The sequence below is a fragment of the Burkholderia sp. KCJ3K979 genome (assembly GCF_016759955.1).
Classification (GTDB): domain Bacteria; phylum Pseudomonadota; class Gammaproteobacteria; order Burkholderiales; family Burkholderiaceae; genus Burkholderia; species Burkholderia orbicola.
This window is the reverse complement of sequence record NZ_JACFYV010000112.1, coordinates 1-20,957: the sequence shown is the minus strand read 5'-3', so window position 1 is coordinate 20,957 and position 20,957 is coordinate 1. Positions and strand designations below refer to the sequence as shown.

Sequence of the window (20,957 nt, the reverse complement as noted above, 5' to 3'; positions counted from 1 at the left end):
CCTGGTAGCTGTCCTGGCGCACGCCGTCGCCGCGGAAATAGCGCAGGCCGAGGTCGTAGGCGGCCTTCGGCTGGGTCTTCGCGGTTTGCTTGAGCGCGGCGATGCGCGGATCGTCCCGGTCTTCCGCATCGTCCCTTTTTTGATAGGAGACCTGATCTTTAGGGCGATCGGAACAACCTGTGTCGTCGCAGATCCGTACCGTGCTGGCGGTGACCGACGGGTCTTGCGCGCACGCGGCCAACAGCAACAGCAGCCCCGGTGCGAGTAGACGGCGATACATGGGTACTTTCCTCAAGTTTTATTGGCGCCGCAATTCTTCGAGCTATCCCACCCAGTGAGCTCGTACCTGGTTGCGCGCGGCGCAGCGGATACAATTTCATCCGCCAACGCCGACACGCAGTCCTAGGCTCTCTCAGGTTCTCTCTTCGAATCGTTCCATCACTATTTCATTGCTGCCGATTTTCACTGCCCGACCGGGGCCAGCAACGATCCCCAAACATGACGCAACAAACAATAGTGACGTGGTGAGCAATAATAATGGAGAAAAACGGCATGTCAAGGCCCTTGGCGTGTTTGAAGTTTGCGTGACACGTCAGTTTTGATATGCTCTCCCTCGCCAAAAACCCTGGAGACCCCATCGAGATGTCCACCACCGAGCAGGCCAACGTCGATCTCATCACCGCCAACAAGGTGCGCGATCTCCTGAACCGGAACGGCATTCCGCCGCGAAGTCACAACACGACGATCGCCAACGTGCTCGGGCTGAGTTTCTCGGTCGTCACGCGCAAGATGAAGGGCCTGATCCCGTGGAACCTGTCGCAGTTGCAGGACATCGCGACGCACTTCGGCGTGCCGCCCGCGATCCTGCTCGACGACAAGGGCACGCAGCCGGCCGCGGCCGAGATGATCGACGCGACATTCGTGATCGAGTCGAAGCGCTTTCGCTGCCGCGCCGCGATCTCGACGAAGGCCACCAGCCAGATCGAAACGGATTTCGTCGCGCTGCAGTGGCAGGGCGAATGGATCGTCACCGAGCGCGAGCACGCGCGCGAGGGCCGCACGTATCCGGTCGACGTGATCGAGCTGCGCTCGGCGCAGCCGAACGTGTATGCGGCGCGGATCGCCGTGGTCGACGATTCGCACGACGTCGCCGAAACGGTCTGTGAATATTTCATCGAGAAAGGCGTGAACGCGATTCCGTACTTCGACGGCGCGAGCTTCCGCAAGGCGCTGGAGGTCGAGGATTTCGACGGCTACATCCTCGACTGGATGCTCGGCGACCAGACGGCCGCCGAACTCGTGCGCGGCATCCGCTCGAGCGAGAACAGCGGCGCGCCGATCTTCCTGCTGACCGGCAAGATCTCGACCGGCGAAGCGAGCGAGGACGAAATCGCGCACATCGTGTCGCACTACAACGCGCGCTGCGAAGAAAAGCCGGTGCGCCTGCCGATCCTGTTCGCGGAAGTCGCCCGCGAACTGAAACTCACGCTGCCGGCGGCGTCGGCCGCGAACTGAGAACCGGAAACCGCGGCCGGAACGACAACCCGCTACCCGCACCACCAGACCGAGGGAAAGACATGCGCGTTTCAACCATCTGGATCAAAAGCCTGCTGACGGCATGCCTGCTCGGGATGACCGTCGCGGCGTGGGCGGCGGCGTCGTTCACGTTTACCGTCGACGGCAAGATCAGCAAGAGCAACCAGCAGGGGAAGATGACCTACGTCTTTTCCGAGCAGGCGCTGATGGCGCTGCCGCAGCATACGATCGTCACGTCGACGAGCTGGACGCCGAAGGCGACCTTCACCGGCCCGCGCCTGTCCGACGTGCTGAAGACGGTCGGCGCGCACGGCACGCAGATCGAATTTCGCTGCATCGACGAATACACGTTCACGATTCCCGTGTCGGACGCCGACAAATACGGCGTGATCCTCGCGCGGACGATGAACGGCAAGGTGCTCGGCAACGACAACTACGGCCCGCTGTGGATCATGTATCCGCGCGACCAGTATCCCGACGAGCTGAAGACGCCGCTCGGCGAGGCCAAGTTCGCGTGGCAGATCATCGGTCTGACCGTGAAGTGACATGACGCGGCGGCGATGGAAAAATAGAAAAATCATCCTGGTCCTCGGCTCGCTGTGGATCATGGGGTTCGCCGCGTGGGCGTTCCTGCTGTGGGATCTCCTCGCCACCTCGGTCAACGAGGGCGTGCTCGAGGGGCCGCGCGAAGGCGTGTTCTGGACCGCCGCGCAATACCGCAACGTGTATACCCGCTTCGATCGCCAGCTGATTCTCTACGCGACGCGCGAGGACGATGACTTCGATCACCTGCAGATGCAGCTCGACAGCCTGTCGGTGTCGTTCGGGTTCCTGCAGCGGCCCTCGGAAGTGTCCCAATACTGGCTGCGCATCCCGCGCGCGCGCAATGAGATCGACGCGCTCGGCGAATTCATGACGCGCCTGAAGCGCGAGGTGCCGCTACTGCGCGACTCGCCGAAGCAGGCGCGTCAGGTGATCGACGAAGTCAACGCGTACTGGCCGAAAGTCAACGGCCTCGCGAACTACTTCCGCGCGATCGAAATGGCGCAGCGCGATTTCACGTTCCATCAACTGAAGGACAAGCAGCGCGCGATCCTGATCCTCGGCATCGTGCTCGGCGTGATCCTGTGCGCGCTGTTCCTGCTGCTGTTCTATACGATGCGCACGCGCGACGACCTGCTGGAGCGGCAAAACGCGGCGCTCGATGCGGAGCGCAAGGCGTCCGACCGCGCGTTCGAGATGATCGAGGCGAAGAACGCGTTCCTCGGGATGGTCAGCCACGAGCTGCGCACGCCGCTGCAGGCGATCTGCGGATCGATCGAGATCCTGCTCGCGCGCCCGCAATCGGATGCGAACCTGAAGACGATCCGGCGGCTGCAGAATTCCGCGCTGTCGCTGGAGGCGCTCGTCAAGGACCTCACCGACTACATCAAGCTGCGCTCGACGAAGCGCGTCGCCGAACTCGATACCGTCGGCATCGCGCCGCTGCTTGCCGAAGTGCTCGAACCGCTGCGCGAGAGGATCGCGACGAAACGGATCACGGTCACGCAGCACGTCGAGCCGGCCGGCCTCGCGATCTGCTCAGATCGCAAGCTGCTGCGACAGGTGCTGTCGAACCTGATCGAAAACTCGGTCAAGTACACGACCGGCGGCTCGATCACGGTGGCGATCACGCTCGCCGATGCGCCGGCCGGCCAGCAGGTGAGGATCGCCGTACGCGACACCGGCGCGGGCATCGCGAAGCAACATCTGTCGAAGATCTTCGAGCCGTTCTATCGCGCGAACGACGCGGTCGGGCTGCACGTGGACGGGATCGGCATGGGGCTCGCGGTCGTGCGCGAAATCGTGACGACGCTGCGCGGGCATGTGGACGTGCGCAGCGTGGTCGGCGAAGGCAGCGAGTTCGTCGTGACGCTACCCGTCGAAGTGCCGGGCGTCGACACGGCCGGCACCGTGGCAGGCGATGCGCCCGCGCTGCCGCCCGTACCGGCGCACTGCGGCCGGCGCGCGCTGATAGTCGACGACAACGACAACGCGCGCGAAACGCTCGGCGCGATGCTGTCGGCGCTCGGCCTCGAGGTGGATCTGTGCGGCACCGGGCAGGAAGGCGCCGCGCGCTTCGGTACGGGCCGCTACGATCTCGTCGTGCTCGATCTCGAACTGCCGGACCTGAGCGGATTCGACGTGGCGCGGCGCATTCGCGCGATGGCGCAACCCGATGGCAATGGCAATGGCGATGGCCGGCGTCCGGCGATCCTCGGCGTCAGCGCGTATGAATCGGCCGCGCTGCGCGAGAACCAGCGGGTATTCGACGCGTTCCTGCCGAAGCCGGTTCACCTTCGCGAACTCGGCGCGCTCGTCGAGAAGCTGCTCGCCTGAGCGCGGCGTCACGCGTTTCCTACCGCTCGTCCGCTCGCTTATTCGCCGATCAGATGCAGCACGATGTCACGCCGGTGCGCCGCGCGGCGATGCTCGAACACGTAAATCCCCTGCCACGTGCCGAGCACCATGCGTCCGTGCTCGACCGGAATCGACAACTGCACCTGCGTGAGCGCCGTGCGCAGATGCGCGGGCATGTCGTCGGCGCCTTCGGTGTCGTGTTCATAGCGCGTGTCATCCTCGGGCGCGAGTGTCGCGAAATAGCGTTCGATATCGCGCTGCACCGACGGGTCCGCATTCTCCTGGATCAGCAGCGACGCCGACGTATGGCGGCAGAACACGGTGAGCAGGCCGGTGCGGATCGCCTGCTGGTCGACGAACGCGCGCACCTGCGGCGTGACTTCGACGAGCCCGCTGCCACGCGTATCGACACCGACGTGCGTAATCGCCTGTTGCATCGCCATGACCTCAGGCCAGCGCGGCGAAGCCGTCGGCTTCGATCTGTTTCGCATCGGCGGGGCGCACGACGCGCGCGACTTCGACCCCATCGCGCAGGAAGACCAGCGTCGGCCACAGCTTCACGCCGAACGAGCGGCCGAGCGGACGGCCGGGGCCGTCCTCGATCTTCAGGTGCCGCACGGCAGGATGCGCGGAGAACGACGCCGTGATCGCAGGCTGCGCGCCTGCGCAGATCCCGCACCAGTTCGCGCCGAATTCGATGACGGTTGCGCCGCCCAGTGCGTCGACTTCCGCGCGGGTCGGCGCGTTGGCGGTATAGCGTTGCTCGGTGTCCATCAGGCCCTCGTGTGCGTTGGCGGAACGTGACTGCACGCGCCGGCGCGATGCGGGCGCGTGCGGCCTTCGATTTCTTACTGTAGCGGAAAAGCCCGCGCGCTGCCGGCGCGGTCCGCGCGCATCGTCCGGAATGACACGACAAGAATCGGAGCGCCGCATCGCCGCGACGGGATCAGCATGGGAACCGATCCCGTCAACGAGGCTTCGACCATGAATGCGCCGCATTGCGTCACCGAACCGAACATCCTCTACTTCGGCACGCCCGTCGTGCTGGTCAGCACGCTGAACGAAAACGGCACGGCCAATCTCGCGCCGATCTCGTCCGCGTTCTGGCTCGGCTGGCGCGGCGTGATCGGCATCGCCGCCAGTTCGCAAACCACCCGCAACCTGCTGCGCACCGGCGAATGCGTGCTGAACCTGCCGTCGTCGGCGCAGGCGGACGCGGTCGACCGGATCGCGCGCACGACGGGCACGTACCCGGTACCCGACGGCAAGCGCGCGAAAGGCTACGTATTCGAACCGGACAAGTTCGGCACGGCCGGGCTGACCGAAGCGGCATCGCAAACCGTCACGCCGCCGCGCGCGCTCGAATGCCCGGTGCACATGGAGGCGGTCGTCGCGGCCACCTACGGAATCGGCGACGACACGCCCGACCTGCGCGGCCGCATCCGCGTGTTCGAGCTGCGCATCCAGCGCGTGCACGTGCATCCCGACCTGCTGATGGACGGTCATCCGGACCGCATCGATCCGGACAAGTGGTCGCCGCTGATCATGAGCTTCCAGAAGTTCTACGGGCTAGCGCCGCGGCAGGTGCATCCGTCGCGGCTCGCCGAAATTCCCGAACGCGCGTATCGCAGCCCCGACATCGAGCGTTCGCGCGACGCGGGCACGCTGGCCGGTAGCGCACGGTAATGAAGCGCGCGGGAGAACGCCTGTGAATTCGATACGCCGCCCTGCTGCCACCCGTGCGGCCGATGTCGCCGCGCCGGCCCGGCACCGCCTCGTACTGCCGGCGCTGTGCATCGCCGTGCTGATCGCGCAGATCGACACGGCGATCGTCAATCTCGCGACCGAACCGATCGGCGCCGCGTTCGGCGCCCGCGTCGCCGCGCTGCAGTGGGTGATCGACGCGTACAACCTCGCGTATGCGGTGCTGCTGCTCACGGGCGGCCTGATCGACGACCTGTACGGCCGGCGGCGTGCATTCGTGCTCGGCGCGACGGTGTTGAGCGGCGCGTCGGTCGTGTGCGCGCTCGCGCCGACGCTGGCGTGCTGATCGCGGGCCGCACGCTCGCCGGCGCGGGCGCCGCGCTGCTGATCCCCGCGTCGCTCGCGATCGTCCGCGTGCTCTGGCGCGATCCGGCCGAACGCGCACGCGCGCTCGGCATCTGGGCCGCGTGCGGCGGCATCGCGATGATCGTCGGCCCGACGCTCGGCGGCGTGCTGATCCACGCGTTCGGCTGGCGCAGCATCTTCGGCGTCGTGATTCCGTTCGGCATCGCCGCGATCGCACTCGCCAGCGCCGTCGTGCCGGAATCGGCCGATCCGCGGGGCCGGCGCTTCGATCCGGCCGCCCAGGTGCTCGGTGCGATCGCGATCGGCTGCGTCGTATTCGCGACGATCGACGCGCGCCACGACCCGCTGCGCGCGCCGCTGCTGATCGGGACCGGCGCGGCCGCGATCGCGCTGTTCGTGCGGATCGAACGGCGGCTCGGCACGGCCGCGCTCGTGCCGCTCGACCTGTTCGCGAATCGCGCGTTCCGCGGGATGCTGGTCGGCAACGGCGCGATGACGTTCGGCGGCTACGGGATGCTGTTCGTGCTGCCGCTCGCATGGCAAAGCCACCACGTGCTCGATGCCACCGGTGCCGGCCTCGCGCTGCTGCCGATGTCGGTGCCGTTCGCGCTCGTGTCGTTCGGCTCCGGTGCCGTTGCGGCCCGCGTCGGCGCACGCACGGCCGGCGCGGGCTGCGTCGCGCTGATGGGGCTCGGGCTCGCCGCGATCGGCATCGGCGCGGCCGGGTCGACGAATCCGCACGCGCCGATGCTCGCGTGGGCCGAGGCGGGGCTCGCGCTGACCGGCACGGGCCTCGGCCTCGCGGTCGGCTCGCTGGCCGCGACGGCCGTCGGCGCGGTCTTCGGCGTCGCGCTGCTGGGCGCGCTGTACGACGCGTGCGGCGGCGGCGCGTCGGGGCTGCGGGTCGCGATGCTGACGGGCAGCACGCTGCAGCTCGCGGGCGCGGCGCTCGCGTGGCGCACGGCCGGCACCGGCACGCGGGCCGGCGCACCGAGGCCGATCGGATAAGATACGGCCGGCCACGCACCTTGGCCCATGACCGAACCGACGGAGTGTTTTCAGTGATTCAACCGACCGAAGTATTCAAGGACAACCTCGCGCAACTGCCGGCCATCGACGGCATCGCGCGCATCGATCTCGTCGGCGCGAACGGCGACGTGGCCGCGACCATCGAGAACCAGCCGGGCAAGCAGGGCTCGCTCGCGGTGTACCACTATCTGAAGCAGACGTTCGGCACGCTCGACGCGAAAGCGGCCGAGCACGGCCTCGCGGTGTTCGCCGAGCATACGGCCGACGCGCGCAATCGTCCGGGCGCGCACCCGAACGTCGATCGTCTGCTGGCGATCGTGGCCGGCGGCGACGCACTGCGCATCGACGTCGTCGCGAAGGACTGAGTCGGCGGCGACACGCACGCGTGCCGCCAGGCGGCGCGCGCGACCGTGGCGGACCGGCGAAAAAGCGCTTGCCCCGCCCGTCCCACTTTCCCCAGAGACAACCAGCGTGCTTCCTTCCGTTGCCTCACCGCTCAGCCGGCATCTGGCGTCGATCGTTTCGATCGCGGTACTTGCCGGCGCCACGTTCGGCGGCACGGCATCGGCCGAGCCGCTGCGCACGGCCTCCGATATCGCCGGAGCGTCGCTCGTGCCGCTCGGCACGCTGCCGCACTCGCCTGAAAGCGGTTCGCTCGATCCGTTCTGCACGCAATATCGCGCGAAGTCGACCACGGCGGCCGGCCGCGAAGTCGCGAAGCGCGACTGGATCGTGACATCCGAGGCACCGCTCGGGCACTACACGGTCGTGAGCTTCGCGAGCGGATTCAACGCCGGCACGAGCGCGATCTGTTTCGCGCGCAACGGCAACCTCGGCGTATTCGACGGCGCGACGCTCGTCGCGCTCGGCTACACGGCGCGCAAGGCAGGCTGGCAGCTCGGCTCGGTCGATCGTCTGGAAAACGGTGCACTGCTCGTCTGGGGCGGCGACGGCCCCGGAGCGCCCGTCGGCGAGCTGCACGAGGAAAACGGCGGCCTGCGGCTGACCCGCGTAGCCGCCGAAAGCACGCACTGCAGCGGCCGCGCGGTCGTGCCGAACGTATACGGCAAGCCGCTCGACGCGGCCCGCAAGATACTGATCGCGCATGGCTGGCAACCGCTGCGGCCGCGCGAGAAGCCGGACGCGATGGACGGGGCTGCAACGCTCGCGAAGCACGGCATTATCGAAGCCGAAGCGTGCTCGGGCACCGGCGTCGGGTATTGCGCGCTGCGCTACCGGAATGCGGCCGGCGTGCTCGGCGTGACGACGGTGGGCGGCGAGCCGGACCGGCCTTCCGAGAACACCGTGATCGACTATCAGGTTGCCTGTCGCAAGCAGTGAACGGCGTGCAGGCGGCGCATGCGCAATGCATGCGTCATGCGATCCGTGCCGCCAGGCCATCGTCCGTTCGCTCGATTGACCGGCCTCGCGCGCCCTCCTACACTGAGTTCCCTTTTACGCCGCACCAGCAAAAGGGACTGCCATGATCGACCTCTCCACGCTCGCGCTGTTCTCCGGCGCGTGTCTCGCGCTGACCATCACGCCCGGCCCCGACATGTTGCTGATCGCGTCCCGCAGCGTGAGCCAGGGCCGGCGCGCCGGCTTCGCGACGCTCGCGGGCATTCAGGCCGGCACCTACTGCCACGCGCTGGCGGCCGCGTTCGGTCTGTCGCAGCTCTTCGTCGCGGTGCCGCTCGCGTATGACGTCGTGCGCTTCGCCGGCGCCGCGTATCTGCTGTATCTCGCCTGGAAAACGTTCCGTTCGGACGCGACCGCGCTGTCGCCGGTCGCGTCGCAACGTCGCCGCTCGACCGCGACGATCTTCCGCCAGGGGCTGACGACCAACCTGCTGAACCCGAAGATGGCGCTGTTCGTGCTCGCGCTGTTCCCGCAGTTCGTGCGGCCCGAGCAGGGTTCGATCGCCGTGCAGATTCTCGTGCTGGCGACGGTGCTCAACCTGATCGGGCTCGTCGTAAACGGCGCGGTGATTCTGTCCGCGAGCCGGCTGAGCCAGCGGATCGGCGCGCGCCGCCGGCCGTCGAAGGTGCCGCAGTATCTGCTGGGGTCGGTGTTCGTGGGGCTGGCGGCGCGGCTCGCGATGGCGGGACGGCACTGAGGGCAGCCAGCAGCGCGAACGGAACCGTGCGAGCCCCGACGACACACGAGGCCGTCAGCCGTCGCGACCGGTGCCCGAATCACGCGTGTCCATCACCACGCGCAACGAACCGCTATCGAGGATGCTTGCCGGCGTCACCGTGCGGCGGTGCCACGGAATCCGGCCGAAATACCAGATCCTCCAGAAGCCGAGCGGATGATCGGGATTCCGGTGCAGCAGCGTGTCGAAGGTCTCGACGTCGCCGAGCACGATCCGCGTCGCATCGCACACAACCTCGCGCACGAAACGTGAGCAGAACTGCCGGCGCGACGCGAGATTGAAACCCGTGTCGTAGACCACACCGATCCGGCGCATCGCCGCGGCGACGAGTTCGCGACGCTGCGCGGCGTCGAGCGGCTGCCTGAGCCGCGCGATCACGCATGCGCCGCGATCGGAGCGCGCGAGAACCCGCGACATCGTCGTGACGCGCGACAGCGGAAACGTGCTTTCGGCGATCAGCGTCTCGCCGCCGCGCTCGCCGACGACGATGCCGACGTGATTCGTCCATGAACGCGTCGCGCTCGCCACTTCGAGAAACGGCCGCACGGTGACGCGGATGAAGACGATGTCGCCGATTTCCGGTTCGGCCGGCAACGGCTCGGCAAGCGAGTCGGGAGCGCCGGCGGAAAGGAGCCGCCGCCGGCGCGCGCCGGGCGAACGGATCAGAAGCGGCTGGCGGCCCGGGTCGACGACCATACGAACCTCGCGCGAGTGGACATGACGCGAGCATGGCAGGCGCAGCCGCACGCCGCATCCGCTTCATATGCAAGGGCTGGAATCCGCGCCGCCGGGTGGCGGATTTCGATACTGGCGTGACACGCGAAGCGCCCGAACCCAGCACCCTTCAGCGCGTCGCACCCAGCGCCACGCGCAGCCGCTCCATCAACCGCGTGTAATGCCGCAGCACGTCGTCCTTCGACACGACATTCGCGGTCGAGAAACGCTCGGACCACACCGGCTTCCATTCATACGAACCGTGCACGCTGCGGTCGCCGTCGGGCGCCTGGATCAGCGAGCGGATCCGCGCGTCGCGGCCCGGCCCCGTATGCATCTCGAACAGCGCGTGGATGAACGTGTGATACGCGTCGTACACGTCGTCGTCGAACAGGTAGCGGTAGATGTGGAACGTGCGGTCGAGGTCGCGCTTCGCGCGGATCACGTCGTCCGGCGAGATGTCCTTCCAGTAGCCGATCCACGTGTAGAAGCACAGCAGCGCATTGAGCTGCGGCGCGACCGCGTCGTACAGCGCGAGCCGCTTCTCGATCAGCCGCTGGTTGGTCCACTGCACGAGCTCGAGCCGCTTCAGCCGGCGCGCGACGAGCCAGCCGAGACACGCGACCGACAACGGCGTCAGCACGCCGAGCACGAGCTTGACGATTTCCAGCGAATTCCACGGCGTATTGAATGGCTGCATGTAGGGCTTGACAGGAAAAAACGCATTCGCGTCGACGCGTAACCCGGCGCGCTACGCAGCGCCGCTCGGCCGAGCGCGTCGGCATTGACCGTTAGTTGCTTGCACATCGAACACCGCATGACCGTGCCGGCAATGCAGGCGATGCGACTCACTCCGTCAGTGTATCGGGCGATTGTCACCGTGCAATGCCGCTCATCGTCGACGCATCGTCACGCGCCCCGCGCGTCGCCCCGCTTCAGGTGGGTAGCGCCGACGTGAGCTTGACCTTCTGCATCGGAATGTCGGTCTTCACGCTGAGCACGCCGGGGATGCGCGTCAGGTATTCCATCTGGAAGCGCCGGTAATCGTCGATGTCGGCCGCGACGACGCGCAGCAGGAAATCGCAGTCGCCGGCCATCAGGTGGCATTCGACGACTTCCGGCATCTGCTGGACGGCCTCGGCGAAACGGTTCACCGATTCCGCGTCCTGCCCCTTCAGCCATACGCGGGTGAAGATCGTCAGCCCCTTGCCGACCTTCGCCGGGTTCAGCACGGCCACGTATTTCTCGATCACGCCGGCTTCCTCGAGGAGCCGCACGCGCCGCAGGCACGGCGACGGCGACAGCCCGACCTCGTGCGCGAGTTCCACGTTCTGCATGCGGCCGTCGCGCTGCAGCGCGCTCAGAATCCGGCGGTCGATAGCGTCAAGTTTCATGTGGCATCCGATTCCAAAAAATTCGCGTATCACGCGTTCAATGCCAAATTTTGGGAAAAATCTGGCGACAACGCAACCCGATTCGAGTCAAAAAAGCAGACAATCCCTCCCCCGAAGGAGGAGTGATGAGCAGTAGCGTTTCAACGTCGTCCGGGCTTCGCGACAAGCCCGCCTATGTCGCCGAGATGGGCCGCGGTTTGCGCGCGGCGCTGCCCGTCATGCTGGGTTTCGTGCCGTTCGCGCTGGTGCTGGGCGCGCAGGCCGCGCAGAAAGGGCTGAGCCTGTTCGAAGTGCCGATGATGACGGGCCTGAACTTCGGCGGCGGCTCCGAATTCGCGGCGATCCATCTGTGGACGTCGCCGCCGCACATCGCGCTGATCGTCGCGATGTCGTTTCTCGTGAATTCGCGCCACATCCTGATGGGCGCCGCGTTCGAGCCGTATATCCGCCGCCTGCCGCGCCGCCGCGCGTTCGTCGCGCTGTTCTTCATGTGCGACGAGAGCTGGGCGATGTCGCTCGCCGACGCGCGCGAGCGCTCGGCCACGCACATCAGCGTGCCCTATTACGCGGGCATCTGCATCGGGCTCTACCTGACGTGGATCTCGATGACGACGCTCGGCGCGGCGGTCGGCCCGACGATCGGCAACGTCGAACAGTACGGCTTCGACATGGCGTTCACGGCCGTGTTTCTGGTGCTGCTGCGCGGGATGTGGAAAGGGGTGCGCGCGAGCCGTCCGTGGTTCGTGAGCCTCGTCGTCGCGGCGGCTACCCATCTCGCGCTGCCCGGTGCGTGGTACGTCGCGGCCGGCGCCTGCGCGGGGCTGATCTCCGCGCTGCTGTGGGAGCCGCGCGATGCCTGAGCTTCCGGATTTCGGCACGGTCGCGACGATCGTGCTGATGGCGTCGACCACCTACTTGTCGCGCATTCTCGGCTACGTGCTGCTGCGCAACCGCACACTGAGCCCGCGCATGGCGTCGGTGATGGAGAACGTGCCGGGCTGCGTGCTGATCTCGGTGATCGCGCCGGCCTTCGTGTCGACGCGCCCGGCCGACTTGCTCGCGCTCGCGGTCACGCTGCTTGCGGCGACGCGCCTGTCGATCCTGCCGACCGTCATCGTTGGCGTCGTGTCGGCCGGCGTGCTGCGCTACCTGCTCGGCTGAGCGGTGCCGCCGGCCACCCCGGCACCGCATTCCACGACACGACGAACGGGCGCGGGATGCGCCCGTTTTCACGTCCGCGCCGACCGGCGCCACGGGCGCGACACGACGCCCCTCACGCCAGAGTGCTAGCCTTGTGGCTTGCGCCACGCCGCACTTCCCGTCTCATTGTCCTTCGCGAGGATCGCCCCGATGCAAGCAACCCGCCCGCTGTTCGACCGTGTCCTGCTCACCAACGACGACGGATTCGACGCTCCCGGCCTCGACATACTCGAACAGGTCGCCACGCAACTCGCCCGCGAAGTGTGGATCGTAGCTCCAGCCGAAGACCAGAGCGGCACGTCGCATTCGCTGAGCCTGCACGAACCGCTGCGCGTGCATCGCAAGGGCGAGCGCCGCTTCGCGGTGCGCGGCACGCCCGGCGACTGCGTCGCGATCGCCGTCAGCCACCTGATGAAGGGCGCGCGGCCCGACGTCGTGCTGTCCGGCGTGAATCGCGGCGCGAACCTCGGCACCGAAACGGTGTTTTCCGGTACGGTCGGCGCGGCGATGACGAGCATGCTCGTCGGCGTGCCGGCCATCGCGCTGAGCCAGGCCTTCACCGATCGCAACGCGGTGCCGTGGGGTACCGCACTCGCGCATGCGCCGGACGTCATCCGCCGGCTCGTCGCCGCCGGCTGGGACAGCGACGCATGCCTCAACGTGAATTTCCCGCCGCGGCCGGCCGACGACGTACGCGGTCTGAAGGTGACGAACCAGGGCGCCGGCACGCTGCAGGGCGTCGAGATCGTGTCGGGACGCGACCCGCGCGAGATCGACTATCACTGGCTGAAGCTCGCGCGCGCGCCGCGCGACGACGATGCGGATTCGGAAACGGTCGCGCTGGGCGAAGGGTATATCGCGGTCACGCCGCTGAAGTTCGAGCGCACGCACGATCAGGCGCTCGCACGGCTGCGGTCGAACCTCGGCTGATCGATCGCGCGTTCGAACAAACCCTGCGGCGGCGCATACGATGCGCGCGCCGCCGGTTCACCGCGTCAGCCGTCGCCCGTCACCCCATCAAGTCAGATTCAACCCGCCGTCGAGCATCACGATCTCGCCCGTCACGTAATCGGAGGCGACGAGCATCGCGACCGTCTGCGCGATATCGTCCGGCGTCGCCGCGCGACGCATCGGCGCGCGCTCGCGCCAGAGCTGCTGCGCGTCCGTCCAGTCGGCGGTCAGCGGCGTATCGACGAGCCCCGGCGCGACCGCATTGACGCGAATCGCCGGCGCGAGCGTGCGGGCGAGCAGCCGTGTCGTGTGATTGAGCGCGGCCTTCGCGGCCGCATACGGAATCGACGCGCCCTTCGGCCGCACGCCGGCATGCGAGCTGACGTTCACCACACATCCGGCCCGCCCGCGCGACGCCGACTCGCGCAGCGCGGCCTCCGCTTCGGCCACCAGCCGGAACGGCGCGATCACGTTGATTTCGTGCATCTCGCGCCACACGCCGGGCGTGGCGGCCGCGAGGTCGTCATGCGGAATCACGCGGCTGACGCCCGCGTTGTTGACGAGCACGTCGAGCCGCCCGTGCACGGCGAGCGCATCGCGGATCAGCCGCACGCGCTCGGCATCGTCGGCGAGATCGGCCTGCACATATGCACCGCCGAGTTCGCGTGCCATCGCCCGCCCGGTGTCGGCCGAGCTGCGCGAATGCAGGATCACCGCGTAGCCGTCGGCCGCGAGACGCCGTGCGACGGCCGCGCCGATCCCCGACGTCGAGCCGGTGACGAGCGCGACCGGCCGGTGCACGCGCGCCGCGCGCGGCTCGCCGGCGGCTTCGGTTTCAGGTGCCGTTTCGGCAATCGGGGCAGACATCGGCGGCAGCGGCGCGTCCATGGCGTGGAACCCAGTTAGTGGCGTTCCCGCATCATAGGCGACGATGCAACTGGACACGAATGTGATGGCGACAACGACAAGATCACATCCACGAAGGACCTAAAAGGACGTTCTAGTAGAACCCGTTCTGCCTATTGCGACTCTTAAGCGACGTACGGCCGACATCACCGCAATCCTGCAGGACTCATAGCAACTGCGCTCGCCCCGCACCAAGAATTTCGGCGCCAGGCAACCGTGCAGCACGCTCGTCGAACGTGAGTAGAGGTGCCCGACCAGCTGCACTAGCCTGACCGACGTGCAGGCAGTCTGCGAAACCCCCGCCATGCTCGCGATACATGTGCAGCGCACGTTCAAGCGCCCCCTCCGCTTCAAAACTCAGTTCCCGCGTCTCGAGCAGGGCCGTGAGCGCAGTCAGGATCTGCTGGCGGTCGAATTTATAGCGCGATCGCAGAACCCATTCGAGTTCGAGCATCACAGTTACCGGTATGTAGAATGCGTCCGCTTGTCCAGCCGAAGCGGAAAACAGCTCACGGACATGCGCGACTTGGTCAACGTCGTCATTGGTCAACCAACGCACCAGAATATTTGTATCAAGACTGGGCATCAAGCGTCGCCTATCCCCATGGCATCGATTGGCACACTTGTGATCGACGGTAGGGCACCTTGCAAATCAAGCAGGCTGCGGGTTTTGGCGCGCAAAATGACCGTACCGTCATCCAGTGGTGTGAAGACAATCCGCACGCCTGCGGCGAGGCCAAGCGCATGCCGGATGCCGGCCGGCAATGTAAGTTGCCCCTTGCTTGTAAGTGTGGCTTCGAACACGATATCTCCTTACTTTTCAATTAATTGTAAGGAAATTTGCCCATCTTCGCAATAGCGGTAGTGGTGAGCGAGAGGCAAACCGGTCAAAGGGTGAAGCCGCTACTGACCGCTCCACTCGAAACCCAAGTGACGGCGAGTCAGTCAACTTGATGCGTCCCCAAATAGCAAAGCCGCATTAGTTGAGCGCAAGCGGCGCGACGGTGTGTCGACACTTGGCGTGCGGCCAGTTGCCGTCACCGTTCCCCGTACAGGTAGCGACCGCGTTGCTCAGCGGCCCGTCTTCTCGCCGGGCTCGGCGTACTGCCGGAATCCGGCAAATGTGCGCCGAAATCAAGGCGACCTTGTTACGGCGTCCCTGCCGACTAGTTGATCAACGCCAGCGCCGGCGCGAGCGCACTGTTCGGATCCTGGCCGTTCCACTGGCCGACCCACGCATCGTTCGGCGTCGAGCCCATCACGAAATCGAGCCTGCCGCCCGCCTTCATCTCGTCATAGGTGATGTATGGCCGATGCAGCGGCGTGCCGTTCAGGCTGACCGACTGCACGTAGCGATTGACCGACGACGGTGCGGCGCCCGACGCCGTATGCGCGGTGATCGTGAAGCGTCGCGCACCGCCGAACTTCAACGCGCCGCCGGCGCCGCTGCCTGATGCCATCGGGATGTCGATCGACACCTCCTCGAACAGCGGCGTGCCGAAATAGAACACGCCGCCCACGGGATTCAGCGAATAGATGCCGAGCGCGGACAGCACGTACCACGCGGACAACTGGCCGCAGTCGTCGTTGCCGGGAATCGCCGCATCGCGCACGCGTCGCGGATCGTTCAGCGCGGCCTTCAGGCTGTCGCCGCTCAGCAATGCACGATCGCCGGCCGTGAGCGTCAGCGAGTACATGTCGTCCATCACCGTGCGCACGCGGTCCTGCGTCTTCGACGGCATGCCGGCGACGTCGTACAGGTACGGCAGGTGGTTCGCCGGTTCGTTGCCCGCGAAGAACTGGCCGCTGCGGCCGGTCAGGTCCGGGAAGCCCTGGTTGTACTGGAAGGTCAGCGGGTTGGCCGGATCGAACGTGTGGTCGAGCTGCGCGATGAACTGGCTTTTGCCGCCGAGCAGCGTGATCAATCCCGGGAAGTCGTGGAAGATGTTCCACGTGTCGACCCACGAATTCGATTCGGAGAAGTCGGTCTTTTCGGCGGCCGTCGGATCGAAGCCCGCGACCCAGTTGCCCTGCGCATCCTTCGGCTGCGAGAATTTCCAGCCGTTGTTCGGCGCCGGGTTGAACACGTTCCGGTAGTTCTGGCTGCGCGTCAGATAAGGCTGGTAGTCGGCCGTGCTCTTGCCGGCCGCCTTGCCGACCGCGGCCGTCGCCCAGTCGTCGAACGCATAATCCTGCGTGGTCGACACCGACGCGTTGTCGCCCGCATAGACGTAGCCGCGCTGGCGATACTGGTCGAAGCCGTGCGCGCTCGCGCGCTGCGTGGTCGTCAACGCGGTCCAGATGTCGTCGATGCCCGCGCTCGTCAGGTGCTTCAGGTACGCATCCGCGATCATCGGAATCGACGGGTGGCCAGCCATCGTGAAGGTTTCCGTTTGCGCGAGCGGCCACACCGGCAGTTCGCCCTTGCCGTTCTGCGCGAACTGCGTCAGCAGCGACTTGACCCAGCCGTCGACGCGCTCGGGCTGCACCAGCGTCATGAGCGGCGCCTCGGCGCGGAACGTGTCCCACAGCGAGAACGTCGACGAATAGTCGAAGCCCGGGTTCGCATGCTTGCTGGTGGTCGGCGGCGACGTCGTGCCGTCGTTCGACGAATCCATGCCGACGTAGCTGCCGTCCGCGTTGTTGTAGACCGTCGGCGCGAGCATCGTGCGGTACAGCGACGTGTAGAACATCGTCCGCTGGTCGGCGCTGCCGCCCTTGATCCGGACCCGATCGAGCGCGGCGCTCCACGCGCGCTCCGCCGCGCCGCGCACCTGGTCGAACGACTTCGCGCCGACTTCCGACGCGAGATTGGCCTGCGCATCCGTGATGCTCGACGGCGAGATGCCGACCTTCACCGTGACCGCGCCGCCGTCGCCGCCGTCGCCGCCGTCGCCGCCGTCGGCGAACGTCAGGTACGCCTTGAAGCCGTCCGCGCTGAACGCGACGTGCTGCGTATCGAACGGCTTCGAGAACCGCGCGACGAAATACGTCGGCTTGTTGTTCGCCCAGTTGTTGGTGAACTGCCAGCCGGCGATCGTCCGCGCGTCGACGACCTGGATCTTGCCGCTCGCGGTCGAGCCACCGATCGGGTTGTCGATGCTCACGATCATGCTGCGTTTCTGCGTCGCCGCGCTCGGGAAGTACGTGTAGCGATGCACGCCCGCGTGCGTGGTCGCCGTCATTTCCGCGAGAATCTTCGCGCCCTGCACGTTCCACGGCGTGTTGCCGCTGCCGACCGGCGCCAGCTTCACGCGGTAGTAGCCGGGGCTCGCGGTTTCGTCGTCGTGGCTGAACGACGCGTCGTAGGTGATCGATGCATCGGCGGCAACCTTGGCCAGCGTCGCGGTATCGACCGGCGCGAGCGTCGGCAGGAACCGCACTTCACCGCCCGAGCCGATGCCGGTTCCCGACAGATGCGTATGCGTGAAACCGGTAATGAACGGATCGTCGTACTGGTAGCCCGACGTGCGATCCCAGTTCCACGGCAGCGTATGCGCGCCGCCGGTCGTGTCCGGCCCGAGCTGCACCATGCCGAACGGCACGGTCGCGCCCGGATACACGTGGCCGTGGCCGCGCACGCCGCTGCTCCAGTCCGCGTTGATGTCGAGGTTGGCCGTGCCGATCATCGGATCGACGCTGCGCAGCACCGATCGCTTGTGCGCGCCGCCGTTTTCCCCCTGATCGTTCTGATCGCCCTGGTCGTTCTGGTTGCCTTGATCTTTCTGGTTGCCCGGTGCGTTCGACATCTGCGCGAGCACGCTCGCATCTGTCGCCCCCTGATCGCCCCCGCACCCCGACAACACGGCAAGGCACCCGATACCCACCACGTGACGTAGCTTCATCCGTTCGTCCCTCCCTCTCTCCGCGTCGATCCTGTCGGCAAGAACCGCTCTTCGATCCTCCCGCCCTACTGCGCGCCCGCCGCCCGCGGGAACGACGGCATCGCAGATGCATCGGTACCCCACGTTGTGGCGCTCACGTCGGCCGTCATCGCGTACCCCAGCGTCCCGCCCTTCGCGATGTGCTCGAGCGGCAGCCACGCGGCGGGCCACGACGTGCCGTTCAGCGTCAGCGACTTCACGTAGAACGAAGCGGAATCGGCCAGGCCTGCGCCGGGTGCCGCGATATGCAGCAGCCGGTAGCTGCCGTCCATCTGCCCAACGCGCACGTCGATCTTCTAGAACTGCGGACTCGACAGCGCGACGCCGCTCACGCCCGGCACCACCGGGTAGAGACCGAGCGCGGCCCACACGTACCAGCCGGACAGCGCGCCGAGATCGTCGTTGCCCGGCAGCCCGGCCGCGCCGGCGCCGAACTCGTTCGCGAGCGACGCATGCAGCACGCGCTGCGTATGCGACGGCGCACCGGCCCACGCGTAGACCCACGGCACGGCCATCGTCACTTCGTTGCCGACGTAGAAATACGGCTGCTCGGTGCCGATGTTCAGGTGCGTGAAGAACGTGTCGAGCCGCTTGACGACCGGCTCGGCGCCGCCCGCCTGCGCGATCACGCCGGCGAGGTCGTGCGGCACGTACCACGTGTATTGCTCGGCATTGCCTTCCATGAAGCCCGACCCGTCGGTGACCCACGCGCCGGCCGACGTCTTCGGCTGGATCGCGCTGCGATCGAACAGGTTTTGCCAGTTGCCGCTCGACTTCAGCAGCGTGCCGGCTGTCGCCGTGTCGCCAAGCGCCGTCGCGAAGCGCGACACCGCGAAATCGCGCAGCGCGTATTCGAGCGTGTTCGACGCGGTCTGGTTGTCGCCGCTGCCCGACGCCGGCACGTAGCCGAGGCTGTCGTAGTCCGCGCGGCTGCCCATCACCGGCGTGCCGGCGCACGCGGCGCCCGGCGCGGTGCTGGTCTTCATGACCGACAGCGCGGCCTGCGTATCGAAGTTCGTCGCGCCGAACGCATACGCGTTCGCCGTGATGATCGAGCCCGCATCGCCGGGCATCACGGCCGTCTCCGTGTTGAAGTACGCCCAGCGCGGGAACGCGCCGCAGGCCTTCGCATCGAGCACGAGCGACTGCACGATGTCGCTGGTGCGCACCGGATCGAGCAGCGCCTGCAACTGGATGAATGAGCGGTCGATGTCCCAGCCGGAGAAATTCGCATACATCGTGCGGCCGTTTTCGACCTGACGCGTCGGCGCGCTCGATGCGTCGTTCGACGCATAGAAATCGGGATACTGGCCGTTCACGTCGTTGAACACGTTCGGATGCAGCGACGCGTGATACAGGGCGGTATAGAACTTGGTCTTGTCGGCATCGCTGCCGCCCGTGACCTGGATCGCGTTCAGGCGGGCATTCCATGCGGCGCTCGCCGCGCGGCGCACCTTGTCGAAACGCCAGTTCCGGTCACCTCGCGCATCCGTTTCCGGATTCTCCGCACTGAGGTTCGCCTTCGCATTCGCTTCGCTGACGAACGAGATGCCGAGCTTCATCATCACGTCCGGATGCTTGCTGTCGACATTGAACGTCAGCGTGACGGGATGGTTGTTCGACAGCGCCGGCTTCGCCGCGAACGGCCGGCTGAATTCCGCATAGTAGTAGACGGGCACCGCATGTCCGGCCCAGCAGAAGCCGCCGCCCGCGATCGTGCCCGACAGCGCGCGATCGCCGACCTGGCTGACCGTGTCGCTCGTCGTGCCTTGCGCGCGGTTGTTCAGCACGGTCGGATCGATCGCGATCGTCGCCTGCTGGCCCTGCGCGAGCGCCGGATACGTGAAGCGCGCGAAGCCGGTGCGCACCGTCGTCGTCAGTTCGGCCTTGATGCCGTTACCGAGCGTGACGCCGTAATAGCCGGCCTGCGCGGTTTCGTTCGCGTGATCGAACGCGGCCGGCGTGCCGGCGTCGCCGGGCGCGAGCTGCGGCATCACGTTCAGATAGCCGCCATTCGCCCAGCAGCCGGTACCACTCAGATGCAGGATGCTGAATGCGTTGATCGACGCGTCGCCGTACCAGTAGCCGCCGGAGAAACCGGAGCCGTCGCCCTTGCGCCCGTCGTACTGCGCGGTGGGCGTCATCGGGCTCCACTGCATCATCCCGAACGGCACCGTCGGCCCGGGGAACGTGCCGCCGCCGAGACCCGAGCCGACCGGGTCGGCCGGCTGGTCGGTCGCGTAGTCGGTGCCGATCAGCGGGTTGACGTATTGGACGACGCGGACGTCGGCGTTTTTCCTTGCCGCTTCGCTGCCGTTGCCGCTTTCGTTATCGTTGCCGCCGTTGCCGTTCTCATTGCCCTGCGACTGCGCGGACGTCGACATGTTCGCTGCCACGGCCGACGGCGAATCGCCATCTCCGCCGCAGGAAGCCACGGCCACGCACAGCGCCAGCAGCGCCGTTCCCAACCCCCAGCTCCTCGACATCGCCTGTCTCCGTTTCGTTCTTGAATCAAGCCATTTGTTCGAACTACTGAGCTTTCTATCAGGACTCTTTTCGTGACTTGTCGCGCACCCGCGCAATCGGTCGAAAATGCCGGGCGCGTATTTATTTCCGCATTCTGGTATCCGAAAAAGATGCACCGACCTATCGAAATACCGGTACCCAGAAACAGACAATGGGCACCAGCGTGCCCAAATAAACGCGTTTTCTCTACCC

At 66.7% G+C, this 20,957-nt stretch carries 19 protein-coding genes and 3 pseudogenes; 11 read left to right on the top strand and 11 right to left on the bottom strand.

Features of this window, described 5'->3' with window-relative positions:
* Positions 1 to 280 (bottom strand): annotated as a pseudogene (locus H3O04_RS22020) (sel1 repeat family protein); the annotation flags it as partial.
* Positions 281 to 642: 362 nt separating this feature from the next.
* Here H3O04_RS22020 and H3O04_RS22015 point away from each other — a divergent pair.
* The 3 genes from H3O04_RS22015 (at position 643) to atsR (ending at position 3,915) form a co-directional block, all read left to right on the top strand.
* Positions 643 to 1,515, top strand: a complete 873-nt coding sequence (locus tag H3O04_RS22015) for a response regulator (RefSeq protein WP_175769354.1) — start codon at positions 643 to 645, stop codon at positions 1,513 to 1,515.
* Positions 1,516 to 1,577: 62 nt separating this feature from the next.
* Positions 1,578 to 2,081: a molybdopterin-dependent oxidoreductase gene (locus tag H3O04_RS22010; protein ID WP_011548428.1), complete on the top strand. Its 504-nt coding sequence runs from the start codon at positions 1,578 to 1,580 to the stop codon at positions 2,079 to 2,081.
* A 1-nt stretch (position 2,082) separates the two neighbouring features.
* Positions 2,083 to 3,915 carry a hybrid sensor histidine kinase/response regulator AtsR gene (atsR, locus tag H3O04_RS22005; protein ID WP_011548429.1) on the top strand — a complete coding sequence of 611 codons (1,833 nt, stop codon included), beginning with the start codon at positions 2,083 to 2,085 and terminating at the stop codon, positions 3,913 to 3,915.
* Positions 3,916 to 3,953: 38 nt separating this feature from the next.
* Here the strand turns inward: atsR and H3O04_RS22000 are convergent, their stop codons facing one another.
* Positions 3,954 to 4,373 carry a secondary thiamine-phosphate synthase enzyme YjbQ gene (locus H3O04_RS22000; RefSeq protein WP_011548430.1) on the bottom strand — a complete coding sequence of 140 codons (420 nt, stop codon included), beginning with the start codon at positions 4,371 to 4,373 and terminating at the stop codon, positions 3,954 to 3,956.
* Between the two features lie 10 nt (positions 4,374 to 4,383).
* Complete coding sequence (locus H3O04_RS21995; protein WP_006485487.1) at positions 4,384 to 4,710, bottom strand: thioredoxin family protein; 327 nt, start codon at positions 4,708 to 4,710, stop codon at positions 4,384 to 4,386.
* Positions 4,711 to 4,920: 210 nt separating this feature from the next.
* Here H3O04_RS21995 and H3O04_RS21990 point away from each other — a divergent pair, with 210 nt between their 5' ends.
* The 5 genes and pseudogenes from H3O04_RS21990 (at position 4,921) to H3O04_RS21970 (ending at position 9,151) form a co-directional block, all read left to right on the top strand.
* Positions 4,921 to 5,622 (top strand): flavin reductase family protein, encoded by a 702-nt coding sequence (locus tag H3O04_RS21990; RefSeq protein WP_027812970.1) that lies wholly within the window; start codon positions 4,921 to 4,923, stop codon positions 5,620 to 5,622.
* Between the two features lie 22 nt (positions 5,623 to 5,644).
* Positions 5,645 to 7,014: pseudogene (locus tag H3O04_RS21985) on the top strand (MFS transporter).
* Between the two features lie 53 nt (positions 7,015 to 7,067).
* Positions 7,068 to 7,400, top strand: a complete 333-nt coding sequence (locus H3O04_RS21980; protein WP_041489425.1) for a DUF2322 family protein — start codon at positions 7,068 to 7,070, stop codon at positions 7,398 to 7,400.
* Positions 7,401 to 7,506: 106 nt separating this feature from the next.
* Positions 7,507 to 8,376: a PASTA domain-containing protein gene (locus H3O04_RS21975; RefSeq protein WP_011548434.1), complete on the top strand. Its 870-nt coding sequence runs from the start codon at positions 7,507 to 7,509 to the stop codon at positions 8,374 to 8,376.
* A 142-nt stretch (positions 8,377 to 8,518) separates the two neighbouring features.
* Positions 8,519 to 9,151 carry a LysE family translocator gene (locus tag H3O04_RS21970; protein WP_011548435.1) on the top strand — a complete coding sequence of 211 codons (633 nt, stop codon included), beginning with the start codon at positions 8,519 to 8,521 and terminating at the stop codon, positions 9,149 to 9,151.
* Positions 9,152 to 9,205: 54 nt separating this feature from the next.
* Here the strand turns inward: H3O04_RS21970 and H3O04_RS21965 are convergent, their stop codons facing one another.
* The 3 genes from H3O04_RS21965 to H3O04_RS21955 all read right to left on the bottom strand — a co-directional run bounded on the left by H3O04_RS21965 (position 9,206) and on the right by H3O04_RS21955 (position 11,298).
* Entirely contained in the window at positions 9,206 to 9,886 is a 681-nt protein-coding gene (locus H3O04_RS21965; RefSeq protein ID WP_011548436.1) for a YebB family permuted papain-like enzyme, read from the bottom strand.
* A gap of 148 nt (positions 9,887 to 10,034) precedes the next feature.
* On the bottom strand, positions 10,035 to 10,604 hold the full coding sequence (locus H3O04_RS21960; RefSeq protein ID WP_011548437.1) for a hypothetical protein: 570 nt from the start codon (positions 10,602 to 10,604) through the stop codon (positions 10,035 to 10,037).
* A 235-nt stretch (positions 10,605 to 10,839) separates the two neighbouring features.
* Positions 10,840 to 11,298 carry an Lrp/AsnC family transcriptional regulator gene (locus H3O04_RS21955; RefSeq protein ID WP_006486309.1) on the bottom strand — a complete coding sequence of 153 codons (459 nt, stop codon included), beginning with the start codon at positions 11,296 to 11,298 and terminating at the stop codon, positions 10,840 to 10,842.
* Between the two features lie 125 nt (positions 11,299 to 11,423).
* Between H3O04_RS21955 and H3O04_RS21950 the strand changes: the two genes are divergently transcribed.
* The 3 genes from H3O04_RS21950 (at position 11,424) to surE (ending at position 13,428) form a co-directional block, all read left to right on the top strand.
* A complete protein-coding gene (locus tag H3O04_RS21950) occupies positions 11,424 to 12,158 on the top strand; it encodes an AzlC family ABC transporter permease (protein WP_077177755.1) in 735 nt (244 codons plus the stop codon).
* Positions 12,151 to 12,459: an AzlD family protein gene (locus tag H3O04_RS21945; RefSeq protein WP_078041264.1), complete on the top strand. Its 309-nt coding sequence runs from the start codon at positions 12,151 to 12,153 to the stop codon at positions 12,457 to 12,459. Before H3O04_RS21950 ends, H3O04_RS21945 begins: the two co-directional genes overlap by 8 nt.
* Before the next feature lie 189 nt (positions 12,460 to 12,648).
* Complete coding sequence (gene surE / locus H3O04_RS21940; RefSeq protein ID WP_034202881.1) at positions 12,649 to 13,428, top strand: 5'/3'-nucleotidase SurE; 780 nt, start codon at positions 12,649 to 12,651, stop codon at positions 13,426 to 13,428.
* A gap of 87 nt (positions 13,429 to 13,515) precedes the next feature.
* Here surE and H3O04_RS21935 read toward each other — a convergent pair whose 3' ends face one another.
* The 5 genes and pseudogenes from H3O04_RS21935 to H3O04_RS21915 form a co-directional block, all read right to left on the bottom strand.
* On the bottom strand, positions 13,516 to 14,337 hold the full coding sequence (locus H3O04_RS21935; protein ID WP_202588443.1) for an SDR family NAD(P)-dependent oxidoreductase: 822 nt from the start codon (positions 14,335 to 14,337) through the stop codon (positions 13,516 to 13,518).
* Between the two features lie 184 nt (positions 14,338 to 14,521).
* Positions 14,522 to 14,941 (bottom strand): PIN domain-containing protein, encoded by a 420-nt coding sequence (locus H3O04_RS21930; protein ID WP_078041266.1) that lies wholly within the window; start codon positions 14,939 to 14,941, stop codon positions 14,522 to 14,524.
* Positions 14,941 to 15,159 (bottom strand): AbrB/MazE/SpoVT family DNA-binding domain-containing protein, encoded by a 219-nt coding sequence (locus H3O04_RS21925; RefSeq protein ID WP_011548443.1) that lies wholly within the window; start codon positions 15,157 to 15,159, stop codon positions 14,941 to 14,943. Before H3O04_RS21925 ends, H3O04_RS21930 begins: the two co-directional genes overlap by 1 nt.
* 362 nt (positions 15,160 to 15,521) lie before the next feature.
* A complete protein-coding gene (locus H3O04_RS21920; protein ID WP_202588442.1) occupies positions 15,522 to 18,200 on the bottom strand; it encodes a GH92 family glycosyl hydrolase in 2,679 nt (892 codons plus the stop codon).
* Positions 18,201 to 18,265: 65 nt separating this feature from the next.
* Positions 18,266 to 20,623 (bottom strand): annotated as a pseudogene (locus tag H3O04_RS21915) (GH92 family glycosyl hydrolase).
* Positions 20,624 to 20,957 lie beyond the last annotated feature (334 nt).

Excerpts from the sequence above, each read along its gene's own strand:
- H3O04_RS22015 (WP_175769354.1), top strand. The coding sequence starts at position 643 with ATGTCCACCACCGAGCAGGCCAACGTCGATCTCATCACCGCCAACAAG.
- H3O04_RS22010 (WP_011548428.1), top strand. The coding sequence starts at position 1,578 with ATGCGCGTTTCAACCATCTGGATCAAAAGCCTGCTGACGGCATGCCTG.
- atsR (WP_011548429.1), top strand. The coding sequence starts at position 2,083 with ATGACGCGGCGGCGATGGAAAAATAGAAAAATCATCCTGGTCCTCGGC.
- H3O04_RS22000 (WP_011548430.1), bottom strand. The coding sequence starts at position 4,373 with ATGCAACAGGCGATTACGCACGTCGGTGTCGATACGCGTGGCAGCGGG.
- H3O04_RS21995 (WP_006485487.1), bottom strand. The coding sequence starts at position 4,710 with ATGGACACCGAGCAACGCTATACCGCCAACGCGCCGACCCGCGCGGAA.
- H3O04_RS21990 (WP_027812970.1), top strand. The coding sequence starts at position 4,921 with ATGAATGCGCCGCATTGCGTCACCGAACCGAACATCCTCTACTTCGGC.
- H3O04_RS21970 (WP_011548435.1), top strand. The coding sequence starts at position 8,519 with ATGATCGACCTCTCCACGCTCGCGCTGTTCTCCGGCGCGTGTCTCGCG.
- H3O04_RS21965 (WP_011548436.1), bottom strand. The coding sequence starts at position 9,886 with ATGGTCGTCGACCCGGGCCGCCAGCCGCTTCTGATCCGTTCGCCCGGC.
- H3O04_RS21960 (WP_011548437.1), bottom strand. The coding sequence starts at position 10,604 with ATGCAGCCATTCAATACGCCGTGGAATTCGCTGGAAATCGTCAAGCTC.
- H3O04_RS21955 (WP_006486309.1), bottom strand. The coding sequence starts at position 11,298 with ATGAAACTTGACGCTATCGACCGCCGGATTCTGAGCGCGCTGCAGCGC.
- H3O04_RS21950 (WP_077177755.1), top strand. The coding sequence starts at position 11,424 with ATGAGCAGTAGCGTTTCAACGTCGTCCGGGCTTCGCGACAAGCCCGCC.
- H3O04_RS21945 (WP_078041264.1), top strand. The coding sequence starts at position 12,151 with ATGCCTGAGCTTCCGGATTTCGGCACGGTCGCGACGATCGTGCTGATG.
- surE (WP_034202881.1), top strand. The coding sequence starts at position 12,649 with ATGCAAGCAACCCGCCCGCTGTTCGACCGTGTCCTGCTCACCAACGAC.
- H3O04_RS21935 (WP_202588443.1), bottom strand. The coding sequence starts at position 14,337 with ATGGACGCGCCGCTGCCGCCGATGTCTGCCCCGATTGCCGAAACGGCA.
- H3O04_RS21930 (WP_078041266.1), bottom strand. The coding sequence starts at position 14,941 with ATGCCCAGTCTTGATACAAATATTCTGGTGCGTTGGTTGACCAATGAC.
- H3O04_RS21920 (WP_202588442.1), bottom strand. The coding sequence starts at position 18,200 with ATGAAGCTACGTCACGTGGTGGGTATCGGGTGCCTTGCCGTGTTGTCG.